This is a genomic window from Streptomyces griseus (assembly GCF_900460065.1).
Classification (GTDB): Bacteria; Actinomycetota; Actinomycetes; order Streptomycetales; family Streptomycetaceae; genus Streptomyces; species Streptomyces griseus.
Genome location: NZ_UAVD01000012.1, coordinates 112,564 through 139,239 on the forward strand (window position 1 = coordinate 112,564; position 26,676 = coordinate 139,239).

24 protein-coding genes and 1 tRNA gene are annotated in these 26,676 nt (G+C 73.3%); 14 read left to right on the forward strand and 11 right to left on the reverse strand.

Translation table 11 applies throughout. The annotated features are described in order from the left end of the window. Positions 1-17: 17 nt before the first annotated feature. From DTB53_RS07425 to DTB53_RS07435, 3 genes are all read right to left on the reverse strand, one after another. Complete coding sequence (locus DTB53_RS07425) at positions 18-431, reverse strand: hypothetical protein (protein ID WP_003968196.1); 414 nt, start codon at positions 429-431, stop codon at positions 18-20. Between the two features lie 229 nt (positions 432-660). After that, entirely contained in the window at positions 661-1,797 is a 1,137-nt protein-coding gene (locus tag DTB53_RS07430; RefSeq protein WP_003968197.1) for an ABC transporter ATP-binding protein, read from the reverse strand. Between the two features lie 331 nt (positions 1,798-2,128). Beyond that, entirely contained in the window at positions 2,129-3,535 is a 1,407-nt protein-coding gene (locus DTB53_RS07435) for an RNA-guided endonuclease InsQ/TnpB family protein (RefSeq protein ID WP_012380313.1), read from the reverse strand. A gap of 152 nt (positions 3,536-3,687) precedes the next feature. On the opposite strand from DTB53_RS07435, the gene DTB53_RS07440 reads away from it, so the two are divergent. Next, positions 3,688-3,763 (forward strand) — tRNA-Thr (locus DTB53_RS07440). 489 nt (positions 3,764-4,252) lie between these two features. Here DTB53_RS07440 and DTB53_RS07445 read toward each other — a convergent pair. Next, positions 4,253-4,573, reverse strand: coding sequence for a hypothetical protein (locus tag DTB53_RS07445; RefSeq protein WP_012380314.1), 321 nt, complete (start codon positions 4,571-4,573; stop codon positions 4,253-4,255). A gap of 331 nt (positions 4,574-4,904) precedes the next feature. Between DTB53_RS07445 and DTB53_RS07450 the strand changes: the two genes are divergently transcribed. The 6 genes from DTB53_RS07450 (at position 4,905) to DTB53_RS07475 (ending at position 11,636) form a co-directional block, all read left to right on the forward strand. Beyond that, entirely contained in the window at positions 4,905-5,426 is a 522-nt protein-coding gene (locus DTB53_RS07450; protein ID WP_042496830.1) for a toxin-antitoxin system HicB family antitoxin, read from the forward strand. Positions 5,427-5,571: 145 nt separating this feature from the next. Beyond that, complete coding sequence (locus tag DTB53_RS07455; protein ID WP_012380316.1) at positions 5,572-6,462, forward strand: DUF4097 family beta strand repeat-containing protein; 891 nt, start codon at positions 5,572-5,574, stop codon at positions 6,460-6,462. A gap of 278 nt (positions 6,463-6,740) precedes the next feature. Continuing rightward, entirely contained in the window at positions 6,741-7,748 is a 1,008-nt protein-coding gene (locus DTB53_RS07460) for an ATP-binding cassette domain-containing protein (protein WP_012380317.1), read from the forward strand. Further along, a complete protein-coding gene (locus tag DTB53_RS07465) occupies positions 7,745-8,536 on the forward strand; it encodes an ABC transporter permease (protein WP_012380318.1) in 792 nt (263 codons plus the stop codon). The genes DTB53_RS07460 and DTB53_RS07465 overlap by 4 nt, the downstream gene beginning before the upstream one ends. 511 nt (positions 8,537-9,047) lie before the next feature. Then, positions 9,048-9,962: an AurF N-oxygenase family protein gene (locus tag DTB53_RS07470; protein WP_003968204.1), complete on the forward strand. Its 915-nt coding sequence runs from the start codon at positions 9,048-9,050 to the stop codon at positions 9,960-9,962. A gap of 9 nt (positions 9,963-9,971) precedes the next feature. Further along, on the forward strand, positions 9,972-11,636 hold the full coding sequence (locus tag DTB53_RS07475; protein ID WP_012380319.1) for an FAD-dependent oxidoreductase: 1,665 nt from the start codon (positions 9,972-9,974) through the stop codon (positions 11,634-11,636). Positions 11,637-11,736: 100 nt separating this feature from the next. Here the strand turns inward: DTB53_RS07475 and DTB53_RS07480 are convergent, their stop codons facing one another. Next, positions 11,737-13,206 (reverse strand): MFS transporter, encoded by a 1,470-nt coding sequence (locus DTB53_RS07480; protein WP_003968206.1) that lies wholly within the window; start codon positions 13,204-13,206, stop codon positions 11,737-11,739. Positions 13,207-13,357: 151 nt separating this feature from the next. Between DTB53_RS07480 and DTB53_RS07485 the strand changes: the two genes are divergently transcribed. Next, positions 13,358-13,804, forward strand: coding sequence for a MarR family winged helix-turn-helix transcriptional regulator (locus DTB53_RS07485; protein WP_003968207.1), 447 nt, complete (start codon positions 13,358-13,360; stop codon positions 13,802-13,804). 55 nt (positions 13,805-13,859) lie between these two features. Here the strand turns inward: DTB53_RS07485 and DTB53_RS07490 are convergent, their stop codons facing one another. Continuing rightward, a complete protein-coding gene (locus tag DTB53_RS07490; RefSeq protein WP_012380320.1) occupies positions 13,860-15,260 on the reverse strand; it encodes an NAD(P)/FAD-dependent oxidoreductase in 1,401 nt (466 codons plus the stop codon). Positions 15,261-15,399: 139 nt separating this feature from the next. Here DTB53_RS07490 and DTB53_RS07495 point away from each other — a divergent pair, with 139 nt between their 5' ends. Then, on the forward strand, positions 15,400-16,308 hold the full coding sequence (locus tag DTB53_RS07495; protein ID WP_012380321.1) for an aminoglycoside phosphotransferase family protein: 909 nt from the start codon (positions 15,400-15,402) through the stop codon (positions 16,306-16,308). Between the two features lie 132 nt (positions 16,309-16,440). On the opposite strand, the gene DTB53_RS07500 is transcribed toward DTB53_RS07495, so the two are convergent. Both DTB53_RS07500 and DTB53_RS07505 read right to left on the reverse strand, forming a co-directional pair. Further along, positions 16,441-17,442 (reverse strand): zinc-binding dehydrogenase, encoded by a 1,002-nt coding sequence (locus DTB53_RS07500; RefSeq protein ID WP_003968210.1) that lies wholly within the window; start codon positions 17,440-17,442, stop codon positions 16,441-16,443. Positions 17,443-17,668: 226 nt separating this feature from the next. Then, positions 17,669-18,859 carry an NAD(P)-binding protein gene (locus DTB53_RS07505; RefSeq protein WP_012380322.1) on the reverse strand — a complete coding sequence of 397 codons (1,191 nt, stop codon included), beginning with the start codon at positions 18,857-18,859 and terminating at the stop codon, positions 17,669-17,671. A gap of 103 nt (positions 18,860-18,962) precedes the next feature. Here DTB53_RS07505 and DTB53_RS07510 point away from each other — a divergent pair, with 103 nt between their 5' ends. Further along, a complete protein-coding gene (locus DTB53_RS07510) occupies positions 18,963-19,682 on the forward strand; it encodes a pentapeptide repeat-containing protein (RefSeq protein WP_172595249.1) in 720 nt (239 codons plus the stop codon). A gap of 120 nt (positions 19,683-19,802) precedes the next feature. Here DTB53_RS07510 and DTB53_RS07515 read toward each other — a convergent pair whose 3' ends face one another. Continuing rightward, positions 19,803-20,300 (reverse strand): hypothetical protein, encoded by a 498-nt coding sequence (locus DTB53_RS07515; RefSeq protein ID WP_012380324.1) that lies wholly within the window; start codon positions 20,298-20,300, stop codon positions 19,803-19,805. 102 nt (positions 20,301-20,402) lie between these two features. On the opposite strand from DTB53_RS07515, the gene DTB53_RS07520 reads away from it, so the two are divergent. Next, complete coding sequence (locus DTB53_RS07520) at positions 20,403-21,299, forward strand: RpnC/YadD family protein (protein ID WP_012380325.1); 897 nt, start codon at positions 20,403-20,405, stop codon at positions 21,297-21,299. A gap of 237 nt (positions 21,300-21,536) precedes the next feature. Here DTB53_RS07520 and DTB53_RS07525 read toward each other — a convergent pair whose 3' ends face one another. Both DTB53_RS07525 and DTB53_RS07530 read right to left on the reverse strand, forming a co-directional pair. After that, on the reverse strand, positions 21,537-22,181 hold the full coding sequence (locus DTB53_RS07525; RefSeq protein WP_003968215.1) for a response regulator: 645 nt from the start codon (positions 22,179-22,181) through the stop codon (positions 21,537-21,539). Continuing rightward, positions 22,178-23,632: a sensor histidine kinase gene (locus DTB53_RS07530; protein ID WP_236586344.1), complete on the reverse strand. Its 1,455-nt coding sequence runs from the start codon at positions 23,630-23,632 to the stop codon at positions 22,178-22,180. The genes DTB53_RS07525 and DTB53_RS07530 overlap by 4 nt, the downstream gene beginning before the upstream one ends. A 384-nt stretch (positions 23,633-24,016) precedes the next feature. On the opposite strand from DTB53_RS07530, the gene DTB53_RS07535 reads away from it, so the two are divergent. The 3 genes from DTB53_RS07535 (at position 24,017) to DTB53_RS07545 (ending at position 26,565) form a co-directional block, all read left to right on the forward strand. Then, positions 24,017-24,574, forward strand: coding sequence for a GlcG/HbpS family heme-binding protein (locus tag DTB53_RS07535; RefSeq protein ID WP_012380327.1), 558 nt, complete (start codon positions 24,017-24,019; stop codon positions 24,572-24,574). Between the two features lie 81 nt (positions 24,575-24,655). Next, positions 24,656-25,252, forward strand: a complete 597-nt coding sequence (locus DTB53_RS07540) for an ankyrin repeat domain-containing protein (protein WP_012380328.1) — start codon at positions 24,656-24,658, stop codon at positions 25,250-25,252. Continuing rightward, on the forward strand, positions 25,249-26,565 hold the full coding sequence (locus DTB53_RS07545) for a YncE family protein (RefSeq protein WP_012380329.1): 1,317 nt from the start codon (positions 25,249-25,251) through the stop codon (positions 26,563-26,565). The genes DTB53_RS07540 and DTB53_RS07545 overlap by 4 nt, the downstream gene beginning before the upstream one ends. Positions 26,566-26,676 lie beyond the last annotated feature (111 nt).

Consider the following 26,676-nt stretch of genomic DNA (forward strand, 5'->3'; position numbering starts at 1 on the left):
GCGACCGCCTCCCGGGCTCAGCTGAACTGCGCGACGCCGGAGGCGAACGAGGTGTCGCAGACGGGCCGGGAGAAGCGGTGCGCCCGGGTCGGGCCGTACTGCTCGACGGCCGCCTTGCCGAGCGCCTTGGCGATCGACATGCAGTGGCGGGCCAGCGAGGGACGCTGCTCGACGGCGCGCTGGAGGCCGGTGAGCGCGGTACCCGGGTCCTTCTCCGCCAGCTCCACGAGCAGCTTCTCGCGCAGGACGTCCTGCGGGGCATGCGGCTTCGCGGGCTTGGACACGGTCTCCGAGGAGGCGGCCAGCAGCTGGGAGTCGTTGTCCGACTCCGCCCACTGGACGCTGGTGACCGCGAGGGTCCCGGACAGAACCATGACGACGGGCAGGACGAGAGCGAGGGATCGGCCGATGCGGCGCGCGGTGTGGGTCACGCAGCGAGCGTAGCGGCCGGTGATGACTCGACGACATTTCGTCACCCTCTCGGGGGATGGTTCGACGCGCCCTTTCGAATGCGAGGTTGACGGGCCGGGGTGAAATGCCCCGTGTGCCGGGGTATTTGACGCCGCCCCGCACCCGAAACCCAAACCCGCCGGGACCACGCAAACGGCCCCGCACCCCCCGTGCGGGGAGTGCGGGGCCGCGCGTACGGCGGGTGGGGCGTCAGTTGGTGAGACGCTCGCCGGTGGAGGTCGCGAAGACGTGCAGCTCGTCCGGGCGCGGCACGACGTGCAGCTCCGTGCCCTTCTCCGGGACGGCACGGCCGCCGACGCGGACGACCAGGTCCTTGTGCTCGCCGCCGACCTGCGCGCCACCGTAGACGAAGCCGTCGGCGCCGAGCTCCTCGACGACGTTGACGGAGACGGCGAGACCGGCCGGCGCGTCCGAGGAGTCCTTGGTCAGCGACTTCGCGGCGGCGCCGCCGTGCTCGACGATGTCGAAGTGCTCGGGGCGGATGCCGACCGTGACGGTGGTGTCACCGCGGTCCGCGGCGGCGGTGAGCGCCTCGCGGGAGACCGGGACGACGCTGTTGCCGAACTTCACGCCGCCGTCGGTGATCGGGACCTCGACGAGGTTCATCGCGGGGGAGCCGATGAAGCCGGCGACGAAGAGGTTCGCGGGGCGGTCGTACATGTTGCGCGGCGAGTCGACCTGCTGGAGCAGCCCGTCCTTCAGCACCGCGACCCGGTCGCCCATGGTGAGGGCCTCGACCTGGTCGTGGGTGACGTACACGGTGGTGATGCCGAGGCGGCGCTGCAGCGAGGCGATCTGCGTACGGGTGGAGACACGGAGCTTGGCGTCGAGGTTCGACAGCGGCTCGTCCATGAGGAAGACCTGCGGCTCACGCACGATGGCGCGGCCCATCGCCACACGCTGGCGCTGACCACCGGAGAGCGCCTTCGGCTTGCGGTCCAGGTAGTCGGTGAGGTCCAGCATCTTGGCGGCCTCTTCGACCTTCGCCCGGATGTCGGTCTTGTTCACACCGGCGATCTTCAGCGCGAAGCCCATGTTGTCCGCGACGGACATGTGCGGGTAGAGCGCGTAGTTCTGGAACACCATGGCGATGTCCCGGTCCTTCGGCGGCAGGTGCGTGACGTCGCGGTCACCGATGCGGATCGCACCGCCGTTGACGTCCTCGAGACCCGCGAGCATGCGCAGGGAGGTCGACTTGCCACAACCGGAGGGACCGACGAGGACGAGGAACTCACCGTCCGCGATGTCGATCTCGAGCTGGTCCACGGCCGGCTTGGTGGAGCCGGGGTAGACGCGGGACGCCTTGTCGAACGTGACACTGGCCATGATGGATCTTCTCCTCAACCGGCAGGAACGTGCCGGACGATCCGAGTAGGGAGTGGTCTGGTCCACTTGGGTGAACCTGCGGTGACGTTACCTGGCGTTCCCGTGTTCTGTCAGTACCTCTTGGGTGACGAAAACCCCTCGTGGGCCGGGGGGCGCCAGAGCAGCTGTCTTTTGGCCCGCTCCATGGAGAAGAGGGAGCTTCCTGCTTCGGCGTCCACTGCCGACCGGACGCGGCCTCGAAGGCGACGCCCTGCCGGTCTCACGCGGACTCCACAGGCATTACGGCCGACAGCCCGTCGGTCCGGCATGCGCTTTCTCGCGTGCCTCCGGGTCACCCCGCCGGCACCACGTCCGGTACCTCCGATGCCCTGATCAACGAGGGCATGGGCCGGCCGGGCGGTAGCGCCGACGCCACCAGTCCGTAGAGGCGCAGCCCTTCCGCGCGCAGATTCCGTGCCGCGTTCACATCCCGCTCGTGTACCGCACCGCATCCGTCGCAGGACCAGCCGCGCACCGCCAGATCCAGCTTCGGCCCCGTGAGCCCGCAGGCGGAGCAGCGCCGGGTCGAGGGGAAGAAGCGGTCGACGACGACCAGCGTCCGGCCGTACCACGCGCACTTGTACCGCAACTGACGCAGCAACTCGCCCCACGAGGCGTCCATGATCGCCCGGTTCAGCCCCGCTTTCCGTCGACGGCCCCTCCCTCTCGGCGACCGTACGAGAGAGGCGACGGCCAGGTCCTCCACCACGAGCACTTGGTTCTCGCGCACGAGGCGGGTGGTGAGCCGGTCCAACGCGTCTCTGCGGACGTCGGCGACGCGGGCGTACAGCCGCGCGATCTCCAGCCGCGCCTTCTCCCGGTTCCTGGATCCCCTCTCCTTGCGGTGCAGACTCCGTTGGCGATCCGCGAGCTTCGCCCCGTACCGCTTGAGCAGCCGGGGGTGGTCCACCTTCTCTCCGTCGTCCAGCGTGACCAGTGCCGCCAGCCCGAGGTCCAGGCCGACCGCCTTCGGCGCACCGCCGTGCCGCAGGAACAACGGCGGCAACGGCTCGATACGCTCCTCCACCAGTACGGAGACGAAGTAGCGCCCTGCCCGGTCACGGCTCACGGTGAGCTTCACCGGCCGCACTCCTGCCGGAAGCGGCCGGGACCAGCGGACGCGCAGCGGCCCGGTCTGCTTGGCCAGCGTGATCAGACCCGTACCCGGCCGGTCCGGGTCCTCGACCCAGCGGAAGCCCGTACGGACATAGGTCGCGGAGTCACGGGAGCGGCCCTTCTTCTTGGCCTTCGGCGGTTTCCCCGAGCCTGTGAAGAACCGCCCGAACGCGGCGTCGAGATGGCGAAGTGCCTGCTGGAGAACGGTTGAGGACACCTCCTGAAGCCATCGCGTCCCCTGGGCGTTCCGCCAGCCCGTGAGGGCTCGGCAGGACTCGGCGAACCCGAGCGCCACGTGGTGCTCGTGCCAGGCCTTGACCCGCAGGGCGAGGCCCTCGTTGTAGGTCCAGCGGCAGGCCCCGAAGGTCTTGACCAACTGCTCGGCCTGGGTGGGAGAGGGGTAGCAGCGGTACCGGTAGGCCCGCCGGCGGGTGTCCGCCTCCGGTCTGCGCCGCTGCACCGGCACGGCCACCCGCTGTTGGTGCTTGGCCCGGTCGGGAACGCCCAGCGCCTCGCGCTTGACGCGCCGCGCCTCAGCGCCGGTGACGCTGAGCCGTCCGTCCTCCCCCGCGGACTCGACCACGACCCCTCCCCGGTCCGATAGTCCGATGGCACTTCAGTGCGTTCAACGAACAGGTGAGTGGGAGGTCACGGCCGCCCGTTATGCCTGTCCGCGGGAGAGCGGGGCTGTGTAGAGTTGTGGCGTCTTGGTGCGCGCTACGGGCGTGCGTCCTTGCCTCCTTAGCTCAGTCCGGCCCAGAGCGATGTACTTGTAATACATAGGTCGTCGGTTCGAATCCGACAGGAGGCTCAGCGTGAAGCCCAGGCCAGATTTCTTCTGGCCTGGGCTTCTGTCGTCGGTGCGTCGGGCGACGGCGAACGTCGGCTGTGAACGCCCGGCCCTGGTCACCGACCGGCGCCGGCAGCGGCAGTAGCGGGGGCTTCGCCCGGTGGCCGGCGGGTGCGGCGCTGAGCCCATGAGGCTCACCACGCACCCCGGTTCGTGCTCGTCGTCCCCGTGCCCGGGGCGCTGCCCGGCGCACCGCCGGAAGGGGCACGGCGCGAACGGGAGCCACCTTTCGAACGCTGCGTATCAGGATCGTCACACCCCTCCTCCGCGCGCCGTCCCGTTCGCCGTCGCCGCGGTGAAGGGGGTCATCAAGCCGTGGCCGGCCGGTGTCCACGTCCTCGGCGCGGGCGGCCCGGACCGTGGCCACGGGGCCTTTCCGGGAGGGAGGCGTCGGAGGTGTGCCGCCGGGGTGGAGGAGGGCGGGGTGGGGGCGTCCCGGGGCGGGCGTGTTCAGGTGGGGATCGGGGCGCCGATGGTCAGCTCGACCTCGGCTTCCTCGGCGGTGAACCCCTTTACGGTCCAGGTGCTGTCGGGGAGGGGCGTGCCGGCCGCGGTGGTGTGGGCGTCGACCGTGAGGACGGGGCCTGTCGGGGCGTCCGTGCGGAGTTCTGCCGCCGTGGCCGTTCCGTCGGAGAAGCGCAGGTGGACGTCGATCGGCTCCGGAGTTGTCGCGAAGGCCTCCGGGTGGGGCACGTCCTGGAGGCGGCAGCGCGCGCCGGGGAACAGGTGGGTGTGGGTGCAGAGGGCCAGGTAGGCCCTGGGGTGGGGCATGCGGTGCTCCGGGGCGGGGTGGTGGCCGGGTGGTGGGGAGTGGGCGGGCGTTGCCTTGGTGTGCGGCGTCCGGCGTCAGTACATCCGGCTTCGGCTGCGGGGCGGCGTGTGCCACGCGGGGCGGATCGGTGGATCGGGTGGGGAGCTGTGGTGTCACGTGGTGCCGCGTGGTGCCATCTTGTGTCGCTGTGGTGCCAACCGTGGTTCTTCGGGGTGCCTCTGTGGTGCCGTTGCCGCGCCCCTTGTTGTGACGTTGCAGGTCAGAAGGGGTTCTGTAGATGCTGAGCCAAGGTGGCTCGACATGGTGCCACTCGTGTGCCATCATGGCGTCATGGACCTCACCCCCTACGTCGACAACCTCCGGCGGGAACTCGCCGTCGCCGCGGAAGCCAGCGGTGACGAAGCCCGCGTCCTGGCCGAGCGGCTCAGTGCTCCCCTGGAGTCCGCCGTCCGGCTGACCCTGCTCAACGTGCTCTCCGCGGCCATGGGCGACGTCACCCGGGAGCTGGCTCCCGGTTCGGTCGACGTGCGGCTGCGCGGGCTCGATCCCGAGTTCGTGGTGACGCCGCCGCCGGTGCCCGAGCCGGTGCGGGAGGAGCGGGAGGCCGTGGCTCCCGTGGTGTCCGCGCCGCCGGCCGGGGAGGCCGACGACGGCACCATGGTGCGGATCAACCTCCGTCTCCCCGCCCACCTCAAGGGCCGCGCCGAGAGCGCCGCGGCGGCGGAGGGCCTGTCGGTCAACGCCTGGCTCGTGCGGGCCGTGTCCACGTCCCTCGACGGCGGAGGGCGCGCGAGCGCCTCCGGCCGGAGCAGGGACTCGGGCGGTCGCGGCTTCACCGGCTGGGTTCGCTGAGCCCGCTTCCGCCCGCCTCCGCCCGCCTCCTGGCGGGCGGGGCTTCACCGGCCGCGTTTCACCGGCGGCATTCCACGGCGGATCGCCGATCCGGCCGATGTCACTGATCGTTCATCACTCACCGAGCCAAGAGGACGGGACAGCCATGCCTTCTTTCGATACTCCCGAGCCGATCTCCGTCGTCATCGAGCTGGACGCCGGCACCGCCCGCATCACCGCGGGCAAGCGCACCGACACGGTCGTCGAGGTGCTGCCGGGCAACGGGTCCGACCAGGACGACGTACGCGCGGTTCAGCAGACCCAGGTCTCCTGCTCGGGCGGACGCCTCACCGTCAGAACCCCCAAGAAGCGCTCCCTGTTCGGCAAGCCGGGCACCGTCGTGGTGAGCGTCGAGCTGCCCGCGGGGTCCGAGGTGCGCGGCACCTCCGCCCTGGGCGGCTTCTTCGTCGAGGGGCCGCTCGGCGAGGTGCGGCTCAAGACCTCGCTCGGCGACGTCCAGGTGGAGGAGGCGGCCCGCGCCGAGCTCAGGACCGACCACGGAGACATCCGGTTGGTCCGCTCCACCGGGGACGCCGAGGTCATCGGTTCGGGCCGGGTCGAGGTCGGCGCCGTGGCGGGGGCGGCGGTCGTCAAGAACGGCAACGGCGCGACCGGGATCGACGAGGTCGGCGGCGAGTTGAAGGTCAACGCGGCCAACGGCGACATCTCCGTGGGGCTCGCGCACGGCGACGTCGTCGCCAAGTCCGCCAACGGGCGCATCGAGATCGAGGTCGCCCGGGCCGGGGTCGACGCGACCTCCTCCAACGGGCGCATCCGCGTCGGCGACGTGACCCGCGGCCGCATCGCTCTGCGCACCTCCGTCGGCGACCTCGAAGTGGGCATCCACGAGGGCACCGCCGCCTGGCTCGACCTGAATCCGAAGTTCGGCACCGTACGCAACTCGCTCGGCGCCGCCGCCGGACCCGAGGACTCCGACGAGACCGTCGAGGTGCACGCCCGGAGCGGGACCGGCGACATCATCGTCCGCCGCGCCTGAGCCCGCCGGCCTGCGGCGCTGAGCCCGCCGCCCCGCCGCCCCACCGCCCCGCCGTCCGTCGGTCCCGCCGTGCCTGGGTCCGCCACGCCTGCGCCCGCCACGCCTGCGCCCGCCGCGCCTCCGTCCGTCGGTCCCGCCGTGGCCGAGTTCGCCGTGCCTGCGCCCGCCGCCCCGCCCCGCCGTGCCTGAGCCCGCCGCCCTTCGTTCCGCTCGCCCTTCGTTCCGCTCGCCCCTCGTTCCGCCCGCTTCCGATGCACCGCTTGCGAAAGGGAACCAGCATGACTGTCACCCGGGCCTCCGCCCCGCCCGCCGCCCAGGAGGCGGCGCAGGCGATCACCGCCACCGGACTGCGCAAGTCCTACGGCGACAAGACCGTCCTCGACGGCGTCGACCTCTCGGTGCCCGAGGGCACGGTCTTCTCGCTGCTCGGGCCCAACGGTGCGGGCAAGACCACCGTCGTCAAGATCCTCTCCACCCTCATCTCTCCCGGCGCGGGCTCCGGCGGGATCCGCGTCGGCGGCCATGATCCGGCCGTCGACCCGCAGGCCGTGCGTGCCGCGATCGGTGTCACGGGGCAGTTCTCGGCCGTGGACGGGCTGATCACCGGTGAGGAGAACATGCTGCTGATGGCGGATCTCCATCACCTGTCCCGGCGCGAGGGGCGGCGCGTGGCCGCCGAGCTCCTGGAGCGTTTCGACCTGGTGGAGGCGGCGAGGAAGCCCGCCGCGGGCTACTCCGGTGGCATGAAGCGGCGTCTCGACATCGCCATGACCCTGGTCGGATCCCCGCGGATCATCTTCCTGGACGAACCGACCACGGGCCTCGACCCGCGCTCCCGCCACACCATGTGGGGGATCATCCGCGAGCTGGTCTCCGGTGGCGTCACCGTCTTCCTCACCACGCAGTACCTGGAGGAGGCCGACGAACTCGCCGACCGCATCGCCGTACTGAACAACGGGAGGATCGCCGCGGAGGGCACCGCCGAGGAGCTCAAGCGGATCGTCCCCGGCGGTCATGTGAAGCTCCGCTTCAACGTCCCGGACGCCTACCGGTCCGCCGCCTCCGCGCTGCGTGAAGTCGCCCGGGACGACGAGTCCCTGTCGCTCCAGATCCCCAGTGACGGCAGCCAGCGCGAACTGCGCTCCCTCCTCGACTGGTTGGACTCGGCCGGTATCGAGGCCGACGAACTGACCGTGCACACGCCCGATCTCGACGACGTGTTCTTCGCCCTCACCGGCTCCGGCGTGCCCGCCCGGGACAACCAGCCGAAGGAGGCTGTCCGATGAGTTCCCTCTCCCTCGCCGTACGCGACACCACCACCATGCTGCGCCGCAACCTCCTGCACGCCCGGCGCTACCCGTCGCTCACCCTGAACCTGCTCCTCACGCCTGTCATGCTCCTGCTGCTTTTCGTCTACATCTTCGGCGATGTGATGAGCGCGGGCATCGGCGGCGGGGAGGGCGGCCGGTCCGCGTACATCGCCTACATCGTCCCCGGCATCCTCCTGCTGACCGTCGGCTCCACCGTGGTCGGGACCGCCGTGTCCGTCTCCACGGACATGTCCGAGGGCATCATCGCCCGCTTCCGTACGATGGCGATCCACCGCGGTTCGGTGATCACCGGGCACGTCGTCGGCAGCGTGTTGCAGAGCGTGCTGAGCGTGGTCCTGGTGGGCGCCGTCGCCGTGGCCATCGGCTTCCGCTCCACGGACGCCACGCTCGTGGAGTGGCTGGCCGCTTTCGGGCTGCTCGTGATCTTCTCCGCCGCCCTCACCTGGGTCGCGGTGGGCATGGGCCTCATCAGCCCGAACGCGGAGACGGCCAGCAATAACGCCCTGCCGATGGTGCTGCTCCCGATGCTGTCCAGCGCCTTCATCCCGGTGGAGACGATGCCGGGCTGGTTCCGGCCGGTCGCCGAGTACCAGCCCTTCACCCCGGCCATCGAGACGCTGCGCGGCCTGCTGCTCGGCAGCGAGATCGGCCACAACGGCTGGCTGGCCGTGGGCTGGAGCCTCGGGCTCGTGGTGCTCGGCTACTTCTGGGCGACCTCGAAGTTCGGCCAGGACCCCCGGTAGCCGCCCCGCCCGGCCCCCTGCGGCCCGCGCCGACCCCTCGCGCGGGCCGCTCCGGCGTTCCGGCTCCCGCATTCCCGCTGCCCCGCGTTTCCGCTCCCGCGTTCCCGGGCCGTCGGCACCCGGTACGGAGGCGGGGCCGGTGTTCGCCGTGCTGACCGGGGGCGTCGTCAAACCGGCCCGGGTGCGGGGCCGGTGGCCCCTTCCCGCCCGGCGCGCCGCCCGAGGGATGCGGAGAAGCGGTGAGCGTCCGTACCGATTTCTACCGGGGGGTAGGCGGCCCGGGATCCTTGTTATACCTTGCGTCTAACAAGGATCCCGGGCCGGCCGGTGTCCGGTCCGGCGCGGGCCGTCGCCCCCGGCCCCGGTGATCCGTACAGCACTCAGCACGACCCGACCCCGTACAGCGCGACCCGATTCCGCACAGGGGGAATTCGGATCCGTCGCGGCGGTCGGCAGCCGTACGCACCTCACCACGATCGAGGATCACGCACTCGACCCAAGGAGCCGCAGCATGGCCGGCAGCACCGTTCCGTCGAAGGTCCAGGAGAGCCCCGAGGGCGACGACGTCGCGCGGCGGCTGCTCGGTTCGGCCGCGCAGCTGGCGTACGACCCGGCCACCGAGGTGGACTGGGAGACCCCGCTGGACAAGGAGTTCCACGGCGCGAGCCCCGAGTGGTGCAGTCTCTACGGGACCGCGTACTGGGGCGAGTTGACCGAGGCGCAGCGCAAGGAGCTGACCCGGCAGGAGGCGGCGTCGGTCGCCAGCACCGGGATCTGGTTCGAGATGATCCTCCAGCAGATGGTGCTGCGCGACATCTACATGAAGAACCCGGCGGGCGCGGAGTTCCAGTGGGCGCTCACCGAGATAGCCGAGGAGTGCCGCCACTCGATCATGTTCGCGCGCGGTGCGCAGAAGCTCGGTGCGCCCCACTACCGGCCCCGCCGCGCGGTGATGGAGCTGGGCAGGGCCTTCAAGACGCTGGCGTTCGGCGAGGCGGCCTACGCGGCGATCCTGGTCGCCGAGGAGGTGCTCGACGTGATGCAGCGGGACTGGATGCGCGACGAGCGGGTGGTGCCGTTCGTCCGCACCATCAACAACATCCATGTCGTGGAGGAGTCCCGGCACATGAAGTTCGCCCGGGACGAGACGCTCAAGCGGCTGGAGGGCGCGGGGTGGGCGCGGCGGCAGATCAACGCGTTCGTCGTCGCCGTCGCCTCGTACTTCATCGTGACCAGCATGGTGAACCCGGAGGTCTACCGGAAGGCCGGGCTCGACAAGCGCCGGGCGCTGGCCGCCGCGAAGGCCAACGCGCACCACAAGTCGATGATGCGGTCGAGCTGTTCGGGGCTGATGGACTTCCTGGCCTCCGCCCGTCTGCTCACCAAGCCCGCCCTCGCGTTCTACAAGCGCGCGAACCTGATCTGAGCCGGGGCCATGACCTACGCCATCACCCAGACCTGCTGCAACGACGCCACCTGTGTGGCCGTGTGCCCGGTCAACTGCATCCACCCGACGCCCGAGGAGCGCGCCTTCGGCAGTACGGAGATGCTGCACATCGATCCGCGGGCGTGCATCGACTGCGGGGCCTGTGCGGACGCCTGCCCGGTGGACGCGATCTTCCCGGTGGACGCGTTGTCCGCCGGGCAGCGGGAGTACGCCGACATCAACGCCGCCTACTACGAGGGCGCGGAACCGGCGCCCGAGGTGGCGGGGCCGAACTTCCACGTCTGGGGGGAGCCGGTCTTCGGGCGCAGCCTGCCGTCCGACTTCGGGCCGCTGCGGGTCGCCGTCGTCGGTACCGGGCCCGCGGGGATGTACGCGGCGCAGGATCTGCTGCTGCACACCGCGGCCGAGGTGACGCTGATCGACCGGCTGCCGGTGGCCGGCGGACTGGTCCGGTACGGCGTGGCCCCCGATCACCCCGGGACGAAGAAGGTCGGCGACACCTTCTCCCGCTTCCACGCGCACCCCCGGGTCCGGATGCATCTGGGCATCGAGGTGGGCCGGGACGTCACCGCGCAGGAGCTGGCCGCCCACCATGACGCGGTGGTCTACGCGGTCGGCGCCTCCACGGACCGGCGGCTGGGCATCCCCGGTGAGGAAGGGCCCGGGTGCCTGTCGGCCACCTCGTTCGTCGCCTGGTACAACGCCCACCCGGAGGCGGTCGCGCAGGGCGTCGACCTGTCCGCCGAGCGGGTCGTCGTGGTGGGCAACGGGAACGTGGCCCTCGACGTCGCCCGGATCCTGGTCGCCGACCCGGAGGCGCTCGCGGGTACGGACATCGCCGCCCACGCGCTGGAGGCCCTGCGGGCGAGCCGGGTGCGGGAGGTGGTGGTGCTGGGCCGGCGGGGGCCGGGGGACGCCGCGTACACGCGCTCCGAACTCCTCGCGCTGAAGCGGCTGGAGGGCGTGGAGCTGGTGGTGGACGACCACGATCCGCGTACGGCGGCGGCGATCGACGCGGCCGGGGCGGGCGATCGGGCCGGGCTGCTCCGGGGGCTCGCCCGGGTGCGGACGGCCGCCGTGTCCCCGGGGTCCGGCCGGGGGGTGGACCGGCGCATCGTGCTCCGCTTCCACTCCGAGACGGTGGAGGTCCTGGCCGACGGGGGCGGGCGGGCGGTACGGGTCACGGACGGCGGCGGGGGCACGGTGGATCTGGCCGCCGGAATGCTGCTGCGGGCCATCGGCTACCGGGGGTTGCCGGTGCCGGGGCTGCCGTTCGACGAGGCCTCGGGCACCGTTCCGCACGAGGGCGGCCGGATCGCCGGGCTGCCCGGCGGCTATGTGGTGGGCTGGATCAAGCGGGGGCCCTCCGGCGGGATCGGCGCGAACCGGACCTGCGCGGCCGAGACGGTCGGCACGCTCCTGGCCGACGCGGTCGCCGGGGCCCTGCCCGCTCCGACGGGCGACGCCAAGGCGTTCCGGCGCCTGGTCCGACGGCGTAACCGCCGGGTCGTGGACGCGCGGGGGCTGGCCGCGATCGACCGTGCCGAACGGGACCGGGGCCGCCGCGACGGGCGGCCCCGGGTGAAGCTCGCCACCGTCGAGGAACTGGTCGCGACGGCGCGAGCGGGGCGGGTGCTGAGACTGACCCGGTGACCCGGTGACGGTTCGTCGGGGGCGTCACTCGTGCGAAGTCCGGCCCGTGCCCCGGTGGTTGAGTCGCCGGGCCACGGGCCGCGCTCCGCGCGGGCGGCGGTCAGGCCTTGGACTCCGAGGCCTCCGGCACCCCGGCGGGGGCGTTCGAAGCGGCCGGCCGCAGCGGCGCGGTCGCCGGGCGTACGGGGATGAGAGCGGCGACGACCGCGGCCGCGAGGCCCACCCCGCAGCCGATGAGCATCGCGGCGCGGAAGCCGTTCTGGGAGGGCAGCGGGAAGCCGCCGAAGTCCGTGGTCATCCGGGCCAGGACCACCCCGATCACCGCCGCCGCGAAGGACGTGCCGATCGAGCGCATCAGGGCGTTGAAGCTGTTCGCCGACGCGGTCTCGGACTGGGGGACCGCACTCATGATGAGCGCGGGCATCGCCCCGTACGCGAAGCCGACGCCCGAGTTGCAGACGAGGGTGACGATCAGCAGGCCCCACGGGGAGTCCGCGCCGATCAGCGGTACGGAGAGGCCGTAGCCGGCGGCGATGAGGAGGCTGCCGACGGCCAGGGTGACCTTCGGGCCCTTGGCGGCGGACAGCTTCGCGCCGACCGGGGACATCGCCATCATCATCAGGCCCGCCGGGGCCATCCACAGGCCCATCGCCAGCATCGACTGGCCCAGGCCGTACCCGGTGGCCTCGGGCAGCTGGAGCAGCTGCGGGACCACGAGGGACTGCGCGTACATCGCGAAGCCGACCAGGATCGAGGCCGTGTTCGTCATCAGGACCTGGGGGCGGGCGGTGACGCGCAGATCGACCAGCGGCTCGGTCAGCCGCAGTTCCCACCAGCCCCAGGCGGGCAGCAGCACCAGCACGGCGGCGAAGAGGGTGAGCGTGGTGGCGCTGCCCCAGCCCCAGTCGGCGCCCTTGGAGACGGCGAGCAGCAGACAGATCAGGGCGGCGCCCAGGCCGACGGCGCCGAGCAGGTCGAAGCTGGTGGACCGGGTGGCCGGGCGGTCCCCGGGGACCAGGGCCAGGATCAGCGCGCCGACCGCGAGGGCCAGCACGGCGACCACCCAGAACAGCACCCGCCAGCTGGTGTTCTCGGCGATGGCGGCGGCGAACGGCAGGCCCAGGGCGCCGCCGACGCCCATCGATGCGCTCATGATCGCGATCGACGAGCCGAGCTTCTCGGCCGGCACCACGTCGCGCAGCAGGCTGATGCCGAGCGGGACCACGCCCATGCCCAGGCCCTGGAGCCCGCGTCCGGCGATCATCGGGACGACCGAGGACGACAGGGCGCAGACCACCGAGCCGAGGACGAGCGGGACGAGCGAGAGCAGCAGCATGCGCCGCTTGCCGTACATGTCGCCGAGCCGGCCGGCGACGGGTGTGGCCACGGCGGCGGCCAGCAGGGTGGCGGTGATCACCCAGGAGGCGTTCGACGCGGAGGTGTCGAACATCTTCGGCAGCTCCGCGATCAGCGGTACCACCAGGGTCTGGGTGAGGGCCGCCACGATGCCGGCGAAGGCCAGGATGCCGACCACGCCTCCCGGGCGGGGTGTGGGGGGTGAGTTGTCCATGGGTGCTCCCTCCCGGCCTTCGCGGCCGGTGGTTCGTGTCGTTGTCCGAAGCGATGTCCGACTATGCAAGATACATGCATTGTGCATGATGCATAACATGTGCATCATGCACATCTATCGTGATAGTCCTGGTCAACGAAGGAAGCAGCGCGTGGACAAGCCCATCGACCGGATCGAACGCGAGACGATGCTGCTCGGCCGGTACATGCACATGGTCACCCCGCGCGTGGACTGGCAGCTCGACCGGTCCGCCTACATCCTGCTCAGCCGGATCCAGGTCGAGGGGCCCATGTCCATCGGCCAGCTCGGCGACGCCTTCCGCCTGGACGCCTCCACGCTCAACCGGCAGACCGCCGCGATGCTGCGGGCCGGGGTCGTCGAGCGCATCCCGGACCCCGACGGCGGCATCGCCCGCAAGTTCGCCATCACCGAGGAGGGCGAGCGCCGCCTGGACAGCGACCGGGCGAGGAACATGGCGGGCCTCGCGAAGGTCCTCACGGACTGGACCCCCGAGGAGGCCCAGCAGCTCGCCGACTCCCTGGGCCGGCTGAACCTCTCCATCGAGCGTCTCGACGGGCGGCCCTGGCCGCGCGACTGAGGCGCGGCCGGGGTGGCGTCCGTTGCCGGGGGCGGCCGGGGATGCGTCCGGTGGCTCAGTGGCGGCCCGCGATGCGGTCCGCCACCTTCGCGACGGGGTCCGTGCCGGGACGCGGCGAGGTGCTCTCGCGGCGGTCGGCGGCCCGGTAGGCCGCGTACATGCCGTGGACGCCGAGCCAGCGCAACGGCTCCGGCTCCCAGCGGCGGACCTTGTGGTTGACCCACGGCAGGGCGGTCAGCTCTGTCGGGCCTGCCTGCCCGGAGTCCTGCTGGATCAGATCGCGCAGGGTGCGGGCGGCGAGGTTGGCGGTGGCGACGCCGGAGCCGACGTAACCTCCCGCGTATCCCAGGCCCGTCGACCGGTCGAGGGTGACCGTGGCGCACCAGTCGCGCGGGACGCCGAGGACGCCGGACCAGGCGTGGTCGACGTGGACGCCCGCGGTGACGGGGAAAAGCCGGACCATCAGGTCGCGCAGGGCGGTGACGGTGGAGGCCCGGGTGCGGCCGTCGTTGTCGGTGGCCGAGCCGAAGCGGTACGGGTGGCCGCGGCCGCCGAGCGCGATGCGGTCGTCGGCGGTGCGCTGGGCGTAGAAGTAGGCGTGGGCCATGTCGCCGAGGGTCTCGCGGCCCTCCCAGCCGATGGCGTCCCAGATCCGGGCGGGCAGCGGCTCGGTGACGATCATCGAGGAGTTCATCGGGAGCCAGGTGCGCTTCTGCCCCTTGAGGCTCGCGGTGAAGCCCTCGGTGCAGCGCAGGACGTACGGGGCGCGGACCGTGCCGTACGGGGTGACGGCGTGCTTGGGCTTGATCTCGGTGACCGGGGTCGACTCGTGGAGGGTGACGCCGAGCGCCTCCACCGCGTCCGCGAGGCCCTTGACCAGCTTGGCCGGGTGCAGCCGGGCGCCGTGCGGGGTCCAGGTGGAGCCGACGGCCCCGGTCACGTGGACGCGCTCGGCGGTCTCGCGGGCGCCGCGCAGGACGCGGTCGGTCTCCCCGAAGGCGATCTCGACGCTGTGGAAGTCCTTGAGGCGGGCGAGCTGGGCCGGGGTGTGGGCCACCTCCAGGACGCCGCCCCGGTGGATGTCGGCGTCGATCTTCTCCGCGGCGGCGGTCCTGACGACCTCGCCGACGGTCTCGTTCATCGCCTTCTGGAGCCGTACGGCGGCGTCGTGGCCGTGCAGTTCGGCGTAGCGGTCTCGGCCCGCGATGCCGTTGTACAGCCAGCCGCCGTTGCGGCCGGAGGCCCCGTAGCCGCAGAACTTGGCTTCCAGGACGGTGATGTTGAGGAAGGGAACGGCCTTCTTCAGGTAGTACGCCGTCCAGAGCCCGGTGTAGCCGCCGCCGACGATGCAGACGTCGACGCTCGTGTCGCCGGGGAGCGGTTCGCGCGGGGTGGGGGTGCCCTCCTGCGCGTACCAGAACGATATGCCGCCGACGACGGTACTGACGGTGCTCATGATGCCCCTGGTGTCCCTGTCCGGTGAGATGCCGAGCGTACGTGTGGCGGGACGTTACTGCGCGCGGGGCCGTTCCGTCATGACCGCGCGCGGGGTCGTCGGGGCATGGCCCGGTGGACGCACTTCCTAGGATGGGCGGGTGATCGATGTCCCGGACGAGCTGATCGCCAACCAGGCCGCCTTCAACGGGGACGCGGGCCTGGCCTTCGTCGCCGCCCTGCCCGGCCTCGCCGAGCGGTGCCTGGAGCGGTGGGGGCTGCGGCCGGACGGACCGTCGATGTCCGGGATGTGCGCCCTGGTCCTGCCGGTGGTGCGGGAGGCGGACGGGCGGCCCGCCGCGCTGAAGCTCCAGACGGTGGACGAGGAGACGGCGGGCGAGCCGGTGGCGCTGCGGGCGTGGACCGACGCGGGAGCCGGGGCGGTGGAGCTGCTCGGCCATGACCCGGAGACCGGTGCGATGCTGCTGGAACGGCTCGACGAGCGACGGCCGTTGTCCGGCGAGGCCGATGTGCGGGAGGCGGTGGCGGTGCTCGGCGCGGTGCTGGCCCGGCTGGTGGCGGTGCCCGCGCCTCCGGGGCTGCGCACGCTGGGCGATGTGGTGGGGCGGATGCTCGCGGCGCTGCCGGAGAAGGCGGCCCTGCTGGCCGACGCCGCGGACCGGCGGCTGCTCGCCGACTGCGCGGCGGCGGTGCGGGAGGTCGCGGGGGAGCCGGGGGACCGGCTGCTGCACTGGGACCTGCACTACGACAACGTCCTGGCCGGGCGCGCGGACGCGGGGCGGGCCGGGGAGTGGATCGCCCTCGACCCGAAGCCGCTGGCGGGGGACCCGGGGTTCGAGCTGTTCCCGGCGTTGGACAACCTCTTCGACGCCGACGAGGTGGTGTGGCGGTTCGACGCGCTGACGGAGGCGCTGGGCCTGGACCGGGAGCGGGCGCGGGCCTGGACGCTGGGACGGGTGCTCCAGAACGGGCTGTGGGCGGCGGGCGGCGGGGAAGGCCGGATCTCCCCCGACCACGCGGAGACCGCCCGCCGGCTGCTCGGGCGCTGAGGGCGGGCGGGGCCGCGGTGCGCCGCCGGTCGCGGGTGGTGGCCGTGGGGCGGCGTCGGGGTGCCGGCCGTGGGCGCAGACGTGGGACCGCGGTGCGCCGCCGCCCGCGGGGGCGCGGGTCCCGGGGTCCGGCTACGGCTCCAGGACCACCTTGCCCATCGTGCCCCGGGTCTCCAGCGCGCGGTGCGCGGCGGCGGCCTCGGCCAGCGGGAAGCGCTGCACGGCGGGGCGCAGCCGGCCGGCCGCCGCCTCGGCGAGGGCCCGGGTCTCCAGCGCGCGCAGGCCGCCGCCCCTCTCGATCAGCCCCGGCCCGAGGACCGACCCGGACGTGATGCCGCGTTCGGCCAGCTCCTCCTCGGTGAAGGTGAGCGGCCCCCCGTCGAGGAGCCCCTGCCCCGACCAGCCGTAGACCACGTGCCGCCCGCCGGGGCCGAGGAGGTCCACGGCGGCACGGGCGGTGGTCCCGCCGACGGAGTCGTAGACGACGGTCGCCCGCAGCCCCGCCGCTTCGAGGTGCTCGCGGGCCCGGCGCGGCCAGTCGGGGCGGGTGTAGTCGAGGGCGAGGTTGGCGCCCTCGGCCTCCGACCGGGCCACCTTCGCCGGGCCCCCGGCCAGCGCGATCACGGTGGCCCCCGCGTTTCTCGCGTACTGGACGACGAGGGTGCCGATCCCGCCCGCCGCCGCGGTGACGACGACCACCGAATCCGGGTCGAGCGGGGTGGAACCGAGGATGCCGAGGGCGGTGCGGCCGGTGCCGATCATGGCGACTGCCCCGGCGGCGTCGAGCCCTTCGGGGATCTCGTGGAGTCGGTCGGCCTCGGTGACGGTGAGCTCGGCGTACCCGCCCGGCGCCGTGCCGATGTGGGCGACGACGCGCTTGCCGAGCCACTCGGGGCCGACTCCCTCGCCCACCGCGTCGACGGTTCCGGCGACCTCGCGGCCGGGCACGGTGGGCAGAGCGACGGGCTCCGGATAGGGGCCGCGCTCCCCTTCGCGCAGAGCGGTGTCCAGGACGTGCACCCCGGCCGCGGCCACGGCGATACGGACCTGGCCGGGGGCGGGGACGGGGTCCTCGGTCCGCTCGTACACGAGGTTCTCGGCGGGGCCGAAGGTGTGGAGGCGTACGGCGTGCATGAAGGTCTCCTTGAGGTCGCGCGGAGGGCGGGGGCGGCTGCGGGCCGGACCCGACGCGGGCGTCACCGGCCGACGGCCGCGACGGGGAAGGGCCGGCCCCGGCCGTCGGCCGCAACGGACACGTGCCGGACCGGGCGACGGCCGTCCCGGACGAGGGCTGTGCCCCTGCGGACGGGTGCCCGCCGCGGGGTGTGCCCCCACTCTCGTACCTCAAGTCCTCTTGAGGTCAACCCCGGTCCCGGGCTCCCGTCCGGGAGCGCCGTCCGGCGTCCCGCACGGCGAGCAGGGCGGCTTCGAGGCCGCTGGTGAAGGAGACCTCGCTGAGGAGTCCGGGGGCGGCGACCTGGTCGCCCGCCAGGAAGATCCCGTCGCCCCGGACGACGGAGGGCCGGTCCCGCCAGGTGGTGCCCGGACGGTCGACGGCTCCGGTGCGGCCGTCGGCGAGGGCCTCGGCGCGCCAGGTGGTGCGCTCCCGCCAGCCGGGGAAGCCGAGGTCGAGGAGCTCCTCGGCCCGTGCGGTCCCTTCCGCCCGGCGCGCGTCGGGGCCGATCGGGAACTGGCCCTGGAGCAGTTGTTCTCCGGCCGGGGCGAGGCCGGGATCCTGGGCGGTGAACCGCTCCAGCCAGCCGGGTGCGTCCAGGTCCGACACGACGAAGGCGTCGCCGCGCCGGGTGCGTACCGCCAGGTCCAGCAGGACGGTGCGGCCGCTCTCCCAGGCGAGGGACGCGTCGTCGAGGAGCAACCGGGCGGAGGCGAGGGAGGTGGCGACGACGACCGGTCCCGTACGGGTCAGCTCGCCGAGGGCCCGGGTGTCGACGCGGGCGGCGGTCTCGATGCCGACGCCCAGGCCCCGGGCGTGGCCGGCCAGCCGCTCGACGAGCGACGCCCAGCCGCCGACCGGGTAGTGGGCCTCGGGCGGGAACGCGGCCAGGCGGTGCAGGCGCTCCTGGACGAACCGGGCGGAGAGCGCCCCGGGGTCGTGGTGGAACAGGGCGGTGGCGGCGAAGTTCGCGGCGGCCCGGGCACCCGCCTCGCCGACCTGTCCGGCGGCCCACTCCAGGAAGGCGCGGTCCACGGGGGCGGTGCCGGGGGCCCGGCGGGCGAGCCGCAGCAGGGCCGGGGGCGGGGTCCGCCGGGCGGCTCCCGCGCGGCGGAAGCGGAAGCGGAGGCCTTCACGGGGCGGTACGGAGACGACGGCGCCGAGCAGACCGCGCCGGGCCAGCCACGTCCAGTGCGGCCCGCGCCGGTACAGGGCGTGCGGGCCTTCGTTGGCCCGGTAAGGACCCTCGGTGGTCCTGGCCCGGCCGCCGAGGGTCCGGTGGCTCTCGTGCAGGGTGACGCGCGCACCGGACTCGGCCGCGGTGATGGCGGCGGTGAGGCCGGCGAGGCCGCCGCCGATGACGTGGATGTGTTCCATGGCTGGATCTCCTTCGCGTCTTTGATGATGCGACGGATCGGAGGCGGCGGCCCGTGACACGGTCGCCGGGGCGTTGTCAGTGGGGTGCGTCACGATGGGGGGCATGGCAGCGAGCGACGGCAGGACGACCAGGACGGCTGGGGCGACCAGGGCGGTGAAGGGCAAGAAGGACGCCGTCGCGGCGGCGCGGCGTCCGGACGTGCGGCTGCCGCCGCTCGTCCCCTACGAGGGCGAGGGCCTGGAGCCGGACGGCGACTACGACGGGGTGCGGTTCGACGGCGTGGACCTGGCGGACGCGTCGGGCCGGGGCGCCCGGTTCATGGACTGCGCCCTGGACGGCTGCACCCTGGACCGCGCGGAGCTGGCACGGGCCCGCTTCATCGACGCGGTGCTGACGGGCGTACGCGGCGTGGGCACCGGCCTCGCGGAGGCGTCGCTGCGGGACGTGGAGGTGGTGGACGCCCGGCTGGGCGGGGTGCAGCTGCACGGTGCGGTTCTGGAGCGGGTGGTGGTGCGCGGCGGCAAGATCGACTACCTGAACCTGCGCGAGGCCCGGCTCAAGGACGTCGTCTTCGAGGGCTGTGTGCTCTCCGAGCCGGACTTCGGGGGCGCGCATCTGGTCCGCGTCGAGTTCCGGGACTGCGTGCTGAAGCGGGCGGACTTCAGCGGGGCCCGGATGGAGTCGGTGGACCTGCGCGCGGTGGCCGAGCTGGACATCGCGCGGGGTGTGGACCGGCTGGCCGGTGCGGTGATCAGCCCGTCGCAGCTGATGGAGCTGGCCCCGGCGTTCGCGGCGCAGATCGGGGTGCGGGTGGAGGCCTGAGGCCCGCGGGCGGTTCGAGAACCCGGCGGGGCTCCGCCGGGCGGGACGGGCGGACCCGGGGGTTCACCGAACAGGGGGGAGCGGGTCCGGGGCTTCACCGAGGGGGAGCGGGTCCGGGGCTCAGAGACGGGGGAAACGGGCCTGGAGGTCCCAGATCACGGGGTTGTCGGCCAGGCCCTCGTGCATGTCGGCCAGGTCGGCGATCAGGTCGTGCAGGAAGTCGCGGGCCTCACGGCGCAGGAGCGAGTGGCTGAAGGTCAGCGGGGGCTCGTCGCCCGGCATCCAGTCCGCTTCGACGTCGACCCAGCCGAAGCGCCGCTCGAACAGCATCCGGTCCGAGGACTCGGTGAAGTCCAGCTCCGCGTACTGCCGGCGGTGCGAGCGGTTGCCGCGCGGGTCCTGGTCGATCTGCTCGACGATGTCGCACAGGGCCCACGCGAAGTCGAGCACCGGCACCCATCCCCAGGCTGTGGACACCTCGCGGTCCGCCTTGGTGTCCGCGAGGTAGACGTCGCCGGAGAACAGATCGTGCCGCAGCGCGCGGACGTCCGCGCGGCGGTAGTCGGTCTGCGGGGGGTCGGGAAAGCGGCGGGAGAGGGAGTAGCCGATGTCGAGCACGGATCGATGGTGTCATGCCGGTCCGGGCCGGGCTGACACGATCGGGTGAAGCGACGCGCATATGCCTCCTGCATATGCCAGGGGCCTCCTAGTCTCCGGCATATGGTCAGTTCGCCTCATGAGGCTCATCATCGGATCTTCCAGGAGAATCCGGGTTTATTCGCCAGTGCCTTCCGCACCTTGGGCATTCCCTTTCCGGAGCCCGTCGCGGTGTCGCTCATGGACACGGATCTCACGGAGATCAGACCGCTCGAACGGCACGTGGACACGCTGCTGCGCATTGATCTCGTCGACGGGGGCTCCCTGTTGCTGGCGATCGAGGCTCAGGGCAGGAAGGACCCGGACAAGCGCAGCAGCTGGGCGTACTACCTCGCCCACCTCTACGCGAAGTTCCGCTATCCGTGTGTGCTCCTGGTCGTCTGCCGGGACAAGGGGACGGCGGAGTGGGCGTCAGAGCCGATTCGTATCGGTCTGGACAAGCACCCGAGCCTGGTCGCCCTCCCCTTGGTGCTCGGGCCGCACAACGTACCGATGGTCACGGACGCGGCCACGGTGGCCGACGACATCCCGATGGCTGTCTTCTCGGCGATCACTCATAGTAACGATCACGACATCGCTGCCATACTGGAGGCTCTTGCCGAGGCGCTCCGGGCCACGGACGCCGACGCCGCAGCGGTCTTCGCCGAATTCACCGAGGCGGGTCTGGGAGCCACCCCGGCCCGGGAGATCTGGAGGAACCTGATGGGCACTGGTCTCAGTCACTTCCGCGGCTTCGTCGCCGAGAGCTTCCGCGACGAAGGCCGCGTCGAAGGCCGGGTCGAAGGCCGGGTCGAAGGCCGCGGCGAGGACATTCTGCGGATTCTCGCGGTGCGCGGTGTCGCGGTGCCCGAGGAAGCACGGCAGAGGATCGCCGGCTGCAAGGATCTCGCGGTGCTCGACGTGTGGTTCGAGCGGGCCATCACGGCGACGACGGTTGACGCGGTGCTCGCGGAGAGCTGACCGCCGGGTTCGTCCCGCGGCCGTGGCCCCGCGCACGGCTCGACGAGGCCCGGTGTCCGGGGGACGGTCGGCCCGGTTCAGTCGGCCACGGCCACGGCCACGGCCTCGGTGGCGGCGAACGGCGGGGCTTCGGGAGGGGGGTGACCGTCACGAGGGCCAGGCCCGCGCGACGGCACACCCGTGCGAAGTCGTCGCCGTACCGCCACTCCGTCCGGGCGCGCGGGCCCGCGCCACGGCTCACGGCAGCAGGCGCTGCTCCTTCGCCACCGACACCGCGCCCGCGCGCGTGTCGACGCCGAGCTTGTCGTAGATCCGGCCCAGGTGGGTCTTGACCGTGGCCTCGCTGATGAACAGGGCGCGGGCGATGTCGCGGTTGCCGAGGCCCTGGGAGAGCTGGGCCAGGATGTCGCGTTCGCGGTCGGTGAGGCCGGGGCGGGGGCTGCGCATCCGGGCCATGACCCGGCTGGCGACGGGGGCCGAGAGCGTGGTGCGGCCCTGGGCGGCGGACCGGATCGCGGCGAACAGTTCCTCCGGGCGTTCCGCCTTCAGCAGGTAGCCGGTCGCCCCCGCCTCGATGGCCCGGGTGATGTCGGCGTCGGTGTCGTACGTGGTCAGCACCAGGACGTGGACCGTGCCGTCGGCCGCGATGCGGCGGGTCGCCTCGACGCCGTCGATGCCCTCGCCGAGCTGGAGGTCCATCAGGACGACGTCCGGGGTGAGCCGGGCGGCGAGCACCACGGCCTCCTCGCCGCTGCCTGCCTCGCCGACGACCTCGATGTCCGGTTCGCTGCCGAGGAGGGCGAGCAGTCCGGCCCGGACGACCACGTGGTCGTCGCAGAGCAGGATGCGCACGGGGGGCGTCTGCGGGGCCTGGCCGGTCATGCGGGGTCCTCCGGGGCGGTGAGGGCGGTGGGCGCGAGCGGGATCGCGGCCGAGAGGACCGTGCCCTCGCCCGGGGCCGACTCGATGGTGAGCGATCCGCCGAGCTGGTGCACGCGGGCGCGGATCGCGGGCAGCCCGTGGCCGCGCACGGTGTCGGGGCCGCGGACGGTCGCGGGCTCCGCGGTGAAGCCGCGGCCGTTGTCGCCGATGTCCAGGACCACCCGGTCGTCGAGGTGGGTCAGGGTCAGCCCGGCGGCGGTGGCCCCGGAGTGCTCCCGCACATTGGCCAGGGCCCCCTGGGCGATGCGCAGCAGTGCGGACTGCACCCGGTCCGGCAGCGGGGCCCCCGGGGTGCCCTCCACATGGCAGTGGACGGTGAGCGCGCCCTCCGCCTGGGCGCTCTCGCGGGCCGCCAGGGTGCGCAGGGCCGCCTCCAGGCCGCCGCCCTGCGCCAGGTCGGCGGGGGCCAGGTCGTGGACGAAGCGGCGGGCCTCGGCGAGATTGCGTTCCGCGATGCCGGTGGCCGTACGGACATGGCGGCGGGCCGCTTCCGGGTCGGCGCCCCAGGTGCGGTCGGCCGCCTGGAGCAGCATCTGCTGGCTGGACAGGCCCTGCGCCAGGGTGTCGTGGATCTCCATGGAGAGCCGCTGGCGCTCGGCGAGGGTTCCCTCGCGCCGCTCGGTGGCGGCCAGTTCGCGCCGGGTGCGCAGCAGGTCGTCGATCAGCTCGCGCTGCCGGGCCGCCAGCTCCCGTTGGCGTACGGCCTGGCGCTGCATATGGACGAAGACGGCCGTCGCCACGGCGGCGACGGCGGGCGGGGCGAGGACCAGGTTCGGGTCGAACCCCTCTGCCAGGCGCAGTTGGGCGGCCACGACGAACGCGGTGAGCAGGGCGACCAGGGCGAGGGCCGCGCGCGGCGGCAGGATGCGCAGCCCGGTGTAGAACAACGGCACCGCGCACCACGCGAAGCTCGGCGCGAGCACGACCAGCACCATCCAGACGAGGACGAGCACGCCGAGCCAGGCGAGCCTGCGCGGGGTGGGGCGCGAACCCAGGACGGGTCCCAGGAGGTACAGCACCGCCAGGGTGATCGACAGGGCGATGATCCACGGGGTGCGGGCCTCCCCGGGGTGGCGCATCAGGAACCGGGTCAGCGAGGCGCCGAGCAGCAGGAAGAACGCGGCGTGCATGAGGAACGCCAGCCAGCGGGCGTCGGGGTCCGCCCCGAACCCCGTGTCGGAGTCGGCGCCGGAAGCCGGACCGGAGCCGGCGGCGGCACCCGGGCCGGAGGCGGCATCCGGGCCGGAGGCGGCATCCGGGCCGGAGGCGGCATCCGGGCCCGGGCGGGGGTCGGTGCCCGAACCCCGGCCGGGGGCCGTGCCCGGTCCCGGGCCCAGGTGCGGGTCAGCGTTCGGTCCCGGGCCGAGGTGCGGGTCGGTGTCCGGTGCCACGCCAGGGGCCGGTCCCGGCCCCGGCCCGGAACCGGGACCCCGGTCGGCACTCCTGTCGGGTACCGGTCCGGGGCCGCCCCGCTCCGAGGCCCGCGGATCGCTCCGGTGCTCCACCTTCTACCTCGTGTTCCGTCTCGCCCGATCCCGCTGAGACCCTGCTGACCTGCGCGGATCTTCCATGGTGACCCGATCCGGCCCCCTGCGCATCAACCGATCGGCCGACAGGGGCATCGGCCGACCCGCGCCTCGCCTCCAGCCGGTACGTCGACCGTACGGGGCCGGATCCGCCGGGAGGATCGATGGCAGAGCGAAACGCCCGGACCGACTCCGGGCCGCCCCGCACACCGAACCACCGGGCCGCCCCCGGATCACCAAGGAGCCACCATGAAGAAGCTGTCGCTGCGCACCCGTGTCGTCACCGGCGCCGTGGCCGTCGCCGCCCTCGGGGCCGGCACGTTCGGCGCCATGTCCGCGAGCGCCTCCTCCCCGGCCGCCGCCCCCGCCGCCGCGGTCAAGGCCGACACGAGCAACCGGAACCTCCAGCAGACGACGCACCTGACCGTGGCCGCCGCCACCAAGGCCGCGCAGGCCACGCTGGACGCGGCGAAGAAGGAGAACCAGCGGATCTCCGTCGCGGTCGTCGACCGCAACGGCAACACCATCGTCTCCCTGCGCGGCGACGGCGCGGGCCCGCAGTCCCCCGAGTCCGCGGTGAAGAAGGCGTACACCGCCGTCTCCTGGAACGCGCCCACCTCCGAGCTGGTCAAGCGCCTGGAGCAGGCCCCGAACCTGAAGGACATCCCTGGCACTCTGTTCCTCGGGGGCGGTGCCCCGGTGCAGGTCAAGGGCGCCCCGGTGGCCGGTATCGGTGTGGCCGGCGCGCCCAGCGGCGACCTGGACGAGAAGTTCGCCAAGGCGGGCGCCGCGGCCCTCGCCCGGTAGCCGCCCTCCGCACGGGCACGGCCGAATCCGCACGGGCACGGCCGAGACATCCGCACAGGCACCGCCGGGAACGGAGTACCCATGAACGCCCTCGATCACGACCTGCTCACCGCCGCAGGCACCGGCGACACCGACCGCGTGCGCACCGCGATCGAGGGCGGTGCCCGGGTCGACGTCCGCGACGAGGAGTCGCGTACGCCGCTGCTCCTCGCGGTCCTCGGCGACCACGTCGAGGCGGCCCGGCTGCTCGTGGCCGCCGGGGCCGACCCGAACGCGCAGGACCGGCGCGAGGAGAGCCCGTGGCTGGCCACCGGCGTCACCGGCAGCGTCGCGATGCTGCACGTCCTGCTGCCGGCCGGACCGGACCTGGCCCTGCGCAACCGGTTCGGCGGGGTCTCCCTCATCCCGGCGAGCGAACGCGGCCACGTCGGTTACGTACGGGAGGTGCTCCGGGCCACCGACATCGACGTCGACCACGTCAACCGGCTCGGCTGGACCGCCCTGCTGGAGGCGGTGATCCTCGGCGAGGGCGGGCTCGCGCACCAGCAGGTCGTGGAGCTGCTGCTCGCGGCCGGGGCGACGCGGGACCTGCCCGACCGCGACGGGGTGACGCCCCTGGCCCACGCCGAACGGCGCGGTTTCACCGAGCTGGCCGCCCTGCTGCGGGACGCCGCGTGACCGGCGGCCACGGCCTCCGCGCCGCCCTCCGCGGGACCTTTCCGACCAGCGGTCCCCGTGCCGCCGTCCGCGCCCCGGGCCGGGGCGGGGGCTCCCCGGCCTCCTTTGGCCCCCGCGCCGACCCGCGGCCTCCCGCCGCCCGCGTCCGGCGCCTCGCCCTCGGGCTCGTCGCCGCCGCCCTGCTCGCCGGGTGCTCGGCCGGCCCGACCGAGGCGTCCCCGGACACCCCGGACACCCCGGACACCCCGGCCCCGTCGTCCGCCGAGGCGGGCCCCGCGGCGACCCCCGACCCCTCCCGCACCCCCACCGGCCGCACCCCCGACGGCACCCTCCTCGTCGCCGACTTCGGCAGCGACACCGTGACCTTCGTCGACCCCGGGGAGGACGGGTCCGGGAGGGGCGGGGCCCCCATCGCCTCGGTGGAGGTCGGCACCGCGCCCTACGGCCTCGTCGTCGGCGAGGACGGGCGGGCCTGGGTCGCCACCGCCGAGGGCGTCGCCGTCGTCGACACCCGGGAGCGGACCCGGCTCGCGCTCGTCCCGTACGCAACGGAGTCCGGCCCGGTCACCACCGGCGAGTACCGGGGTGGCGGCATGGGCATCGCCCTGGCCCCGGACGGGGAACACGTCTACGTCGGGGTCAACGTGCCCGGCGGCGACGGCGCGGTCGAGGTCATCGACACCGCGACCCGCGAGGTCACCGGCACGGCCCCCGTCGGCATGCGCCCCTTCGACGTGGACGTGTCCCCGGACGGCCGCGAGGTGTACGCCACCGATCACGACTCCTTCGACGTCACGGCGGTCGACGCCGACTCGCTGAAGACCCGGCGCATGGAAGTCGCGCCGTACGGCACGGAGGGCGGGCTCGGCTCCTGGCTGAAGCCGCACTACGCCGTCGTACGCCCCGGGGACGGCAAGCTGCTGCTGCCGTTCGAGGGGGAGCGGCTCGCGGTCCTCGACCCGCGCACCGGGAAGGTGACGATCGAGCGGATGACCGCCGACACCCACCAGCACGGCGCGGCCCTCGCCCCCGACGGCACCCTTCTCGTGGTGGGCACTGGTCCGATCGGCCCGGACGACGAGGACCCCTCGCTCACGGTCCGTTCCCCGAACGGCGAGGAGCGGGTCGTCCCGCTGGAGGGGCCGCACGAGGACGTGGCGGTGTCGAAGGACGGCCGCACGGCGTACGTGACCGGCGGCTTCACCCGTGACGGGTACTGGAACGGCATCACGGTCGTCGGCCTGGACGAGGGGAGCGGCGAGCCGGTCCGCCTGGAGGCGGGCAACCGACCGCTCGGGATCGCCATCCTCTGAAGCGGGGCCGCCCGTTCTTCCCCCGAGGCGGGCGGCTCCCTCCGGTCCGGGCACCGGTGTTCCGACATCCGGGGCGTGTTCCGACAAGGAGCGCCGTCCGCCCGCCGAGCA

What these genes read in the sequence shown, in the direction of transcription:
- DTB53_RS07450 (WP_042496830.1), top strand. Translation starts at nt 4,905, where the DNA reads ATGGACCTCACCCCCTACGTCGACAACCTCCGGCGGGAACTCGCCGTC.
- DTB53_RS07480 (WP_003968206.1), bottom strand. Translation starts at nt 13,206, where the DNA reads ATGGACAACTCACCCCCCACACCCCGCCCGGGAGGCGTGGTCGGCATC.
- DTB53_RS07460 (WP_012380317.1), top strand. Translation starts at nt 6,741, where the DNA reads ATGACTGTCACCCGGGCCTCCGCCCCGCCCGCCGCCCAGGAGGCGGCG.
- DTB53_RS07465 (WP_012380318.1), top strand. Translation starts at nt 7,745, where the DNA reads ATGAGTTCCCTCTCCCTCGCCGTACGCGACACCACCACCATGCTGCGC.
- DTB53_RS07470 (WP_003968204.1), top strand. Translation starts at nt 9,048, where the DNA reads ATGGCCGGCAGCACCGTTCCGTCGAAGGTCCAGGAGAGCCCCGAGGGC.
- DTB53_RS07520 (WP_012380325.1), top strand. Translation starts at nt 20,403, where the DNA reads ATGGTCAGTTCGCCTCATGAGGCTCATCATCGGATCTTCCAGGAGAAT.
- DTB53_RS07535 (WP_012380327.1), top strand. Translation starts at nt 24,017, where the DNA reads ATGAAGAAGCTGTCGCTGCGCACCCGTGTCGTCACCGGCGCCGTGGCC.
- DTB53_RS07455 (WP_012380316.1), top strand. Translation starts at nt 5,572, where the DNA reads ATGCCTTCTTTCGATACTCCCGAGCCGATCTCCGTCGTCATCGAGCTG.
- DTB53_RS07500 (WP_003968210.1), bottom strand. Translation starts at nt 17,442, where the DNA reads ATGCACGCCGTACGCCTCCACACCTTCGGCCCCGCCGAGAACCTCGTG.
- DTB53_RS07490 (WP_012380320.1), bottom strand. Translation starts at nt 15,260, where the DNA reads ATGAGCACCGTCAGTACCGTCGTCGGCGGCATATCGTTCTGGTACGCG.
- DTB53_RS07505 (WP_012380322.1), bottom strand. Translation starts at nt 18,859, where the DNA reads ATGGAACACATCCACGTCATCGGCGGCGGCCTCGCCGGCCTCACCGCC.
- DTB53_RS07510 (WP_172595249.1), top strand. Translation starts at nt 18,963, where the DNA reads ATGGCAGCGAGCGACGGCAGGACGACCAGGACGGCTGGGGCGACCAGG.
- DTB53_RS07475 (WP_012380319.1), top strand. Translation starts at nt 9,972, where the DNA reads ATGACCTACGCCATCACCCAGACCTGCTGCAACGACGCCACCTGTGTG.
- DTB53_RS07430 (WP_003968197.1), bottom strand. Translation starts at nt 1,797, where the DNA reads ATGGCCAGTGTCACGTTCGACAAGGCGTCCCGCGTCTACCCCGGCTCC.
- DTB53_RS07525 (WP_003968215.1), bottom strand. Translation starts at nt 22,181, where the DNA reads ATGACCGGCCAGGCCCCGCAGACGCCCCCCGTGCGCATCCTGCTCTGC.
- DTB53_RS07540 (WP_012380328.1), top strand. Translation starts at nt 24,656, where the DNA reads ATGAACGCCCTCGATCACGACCTGCTCACCGCCGCAGGCACCGGCGAC.
- DTB53_RS07445 (WP_012380314.1), bottom strand. Translation starts at nt 4,573, where the DNA reads ATGCCCCACCCCAGGGCCTACCTGGCCCTCTGCACCCACACCCACCTG.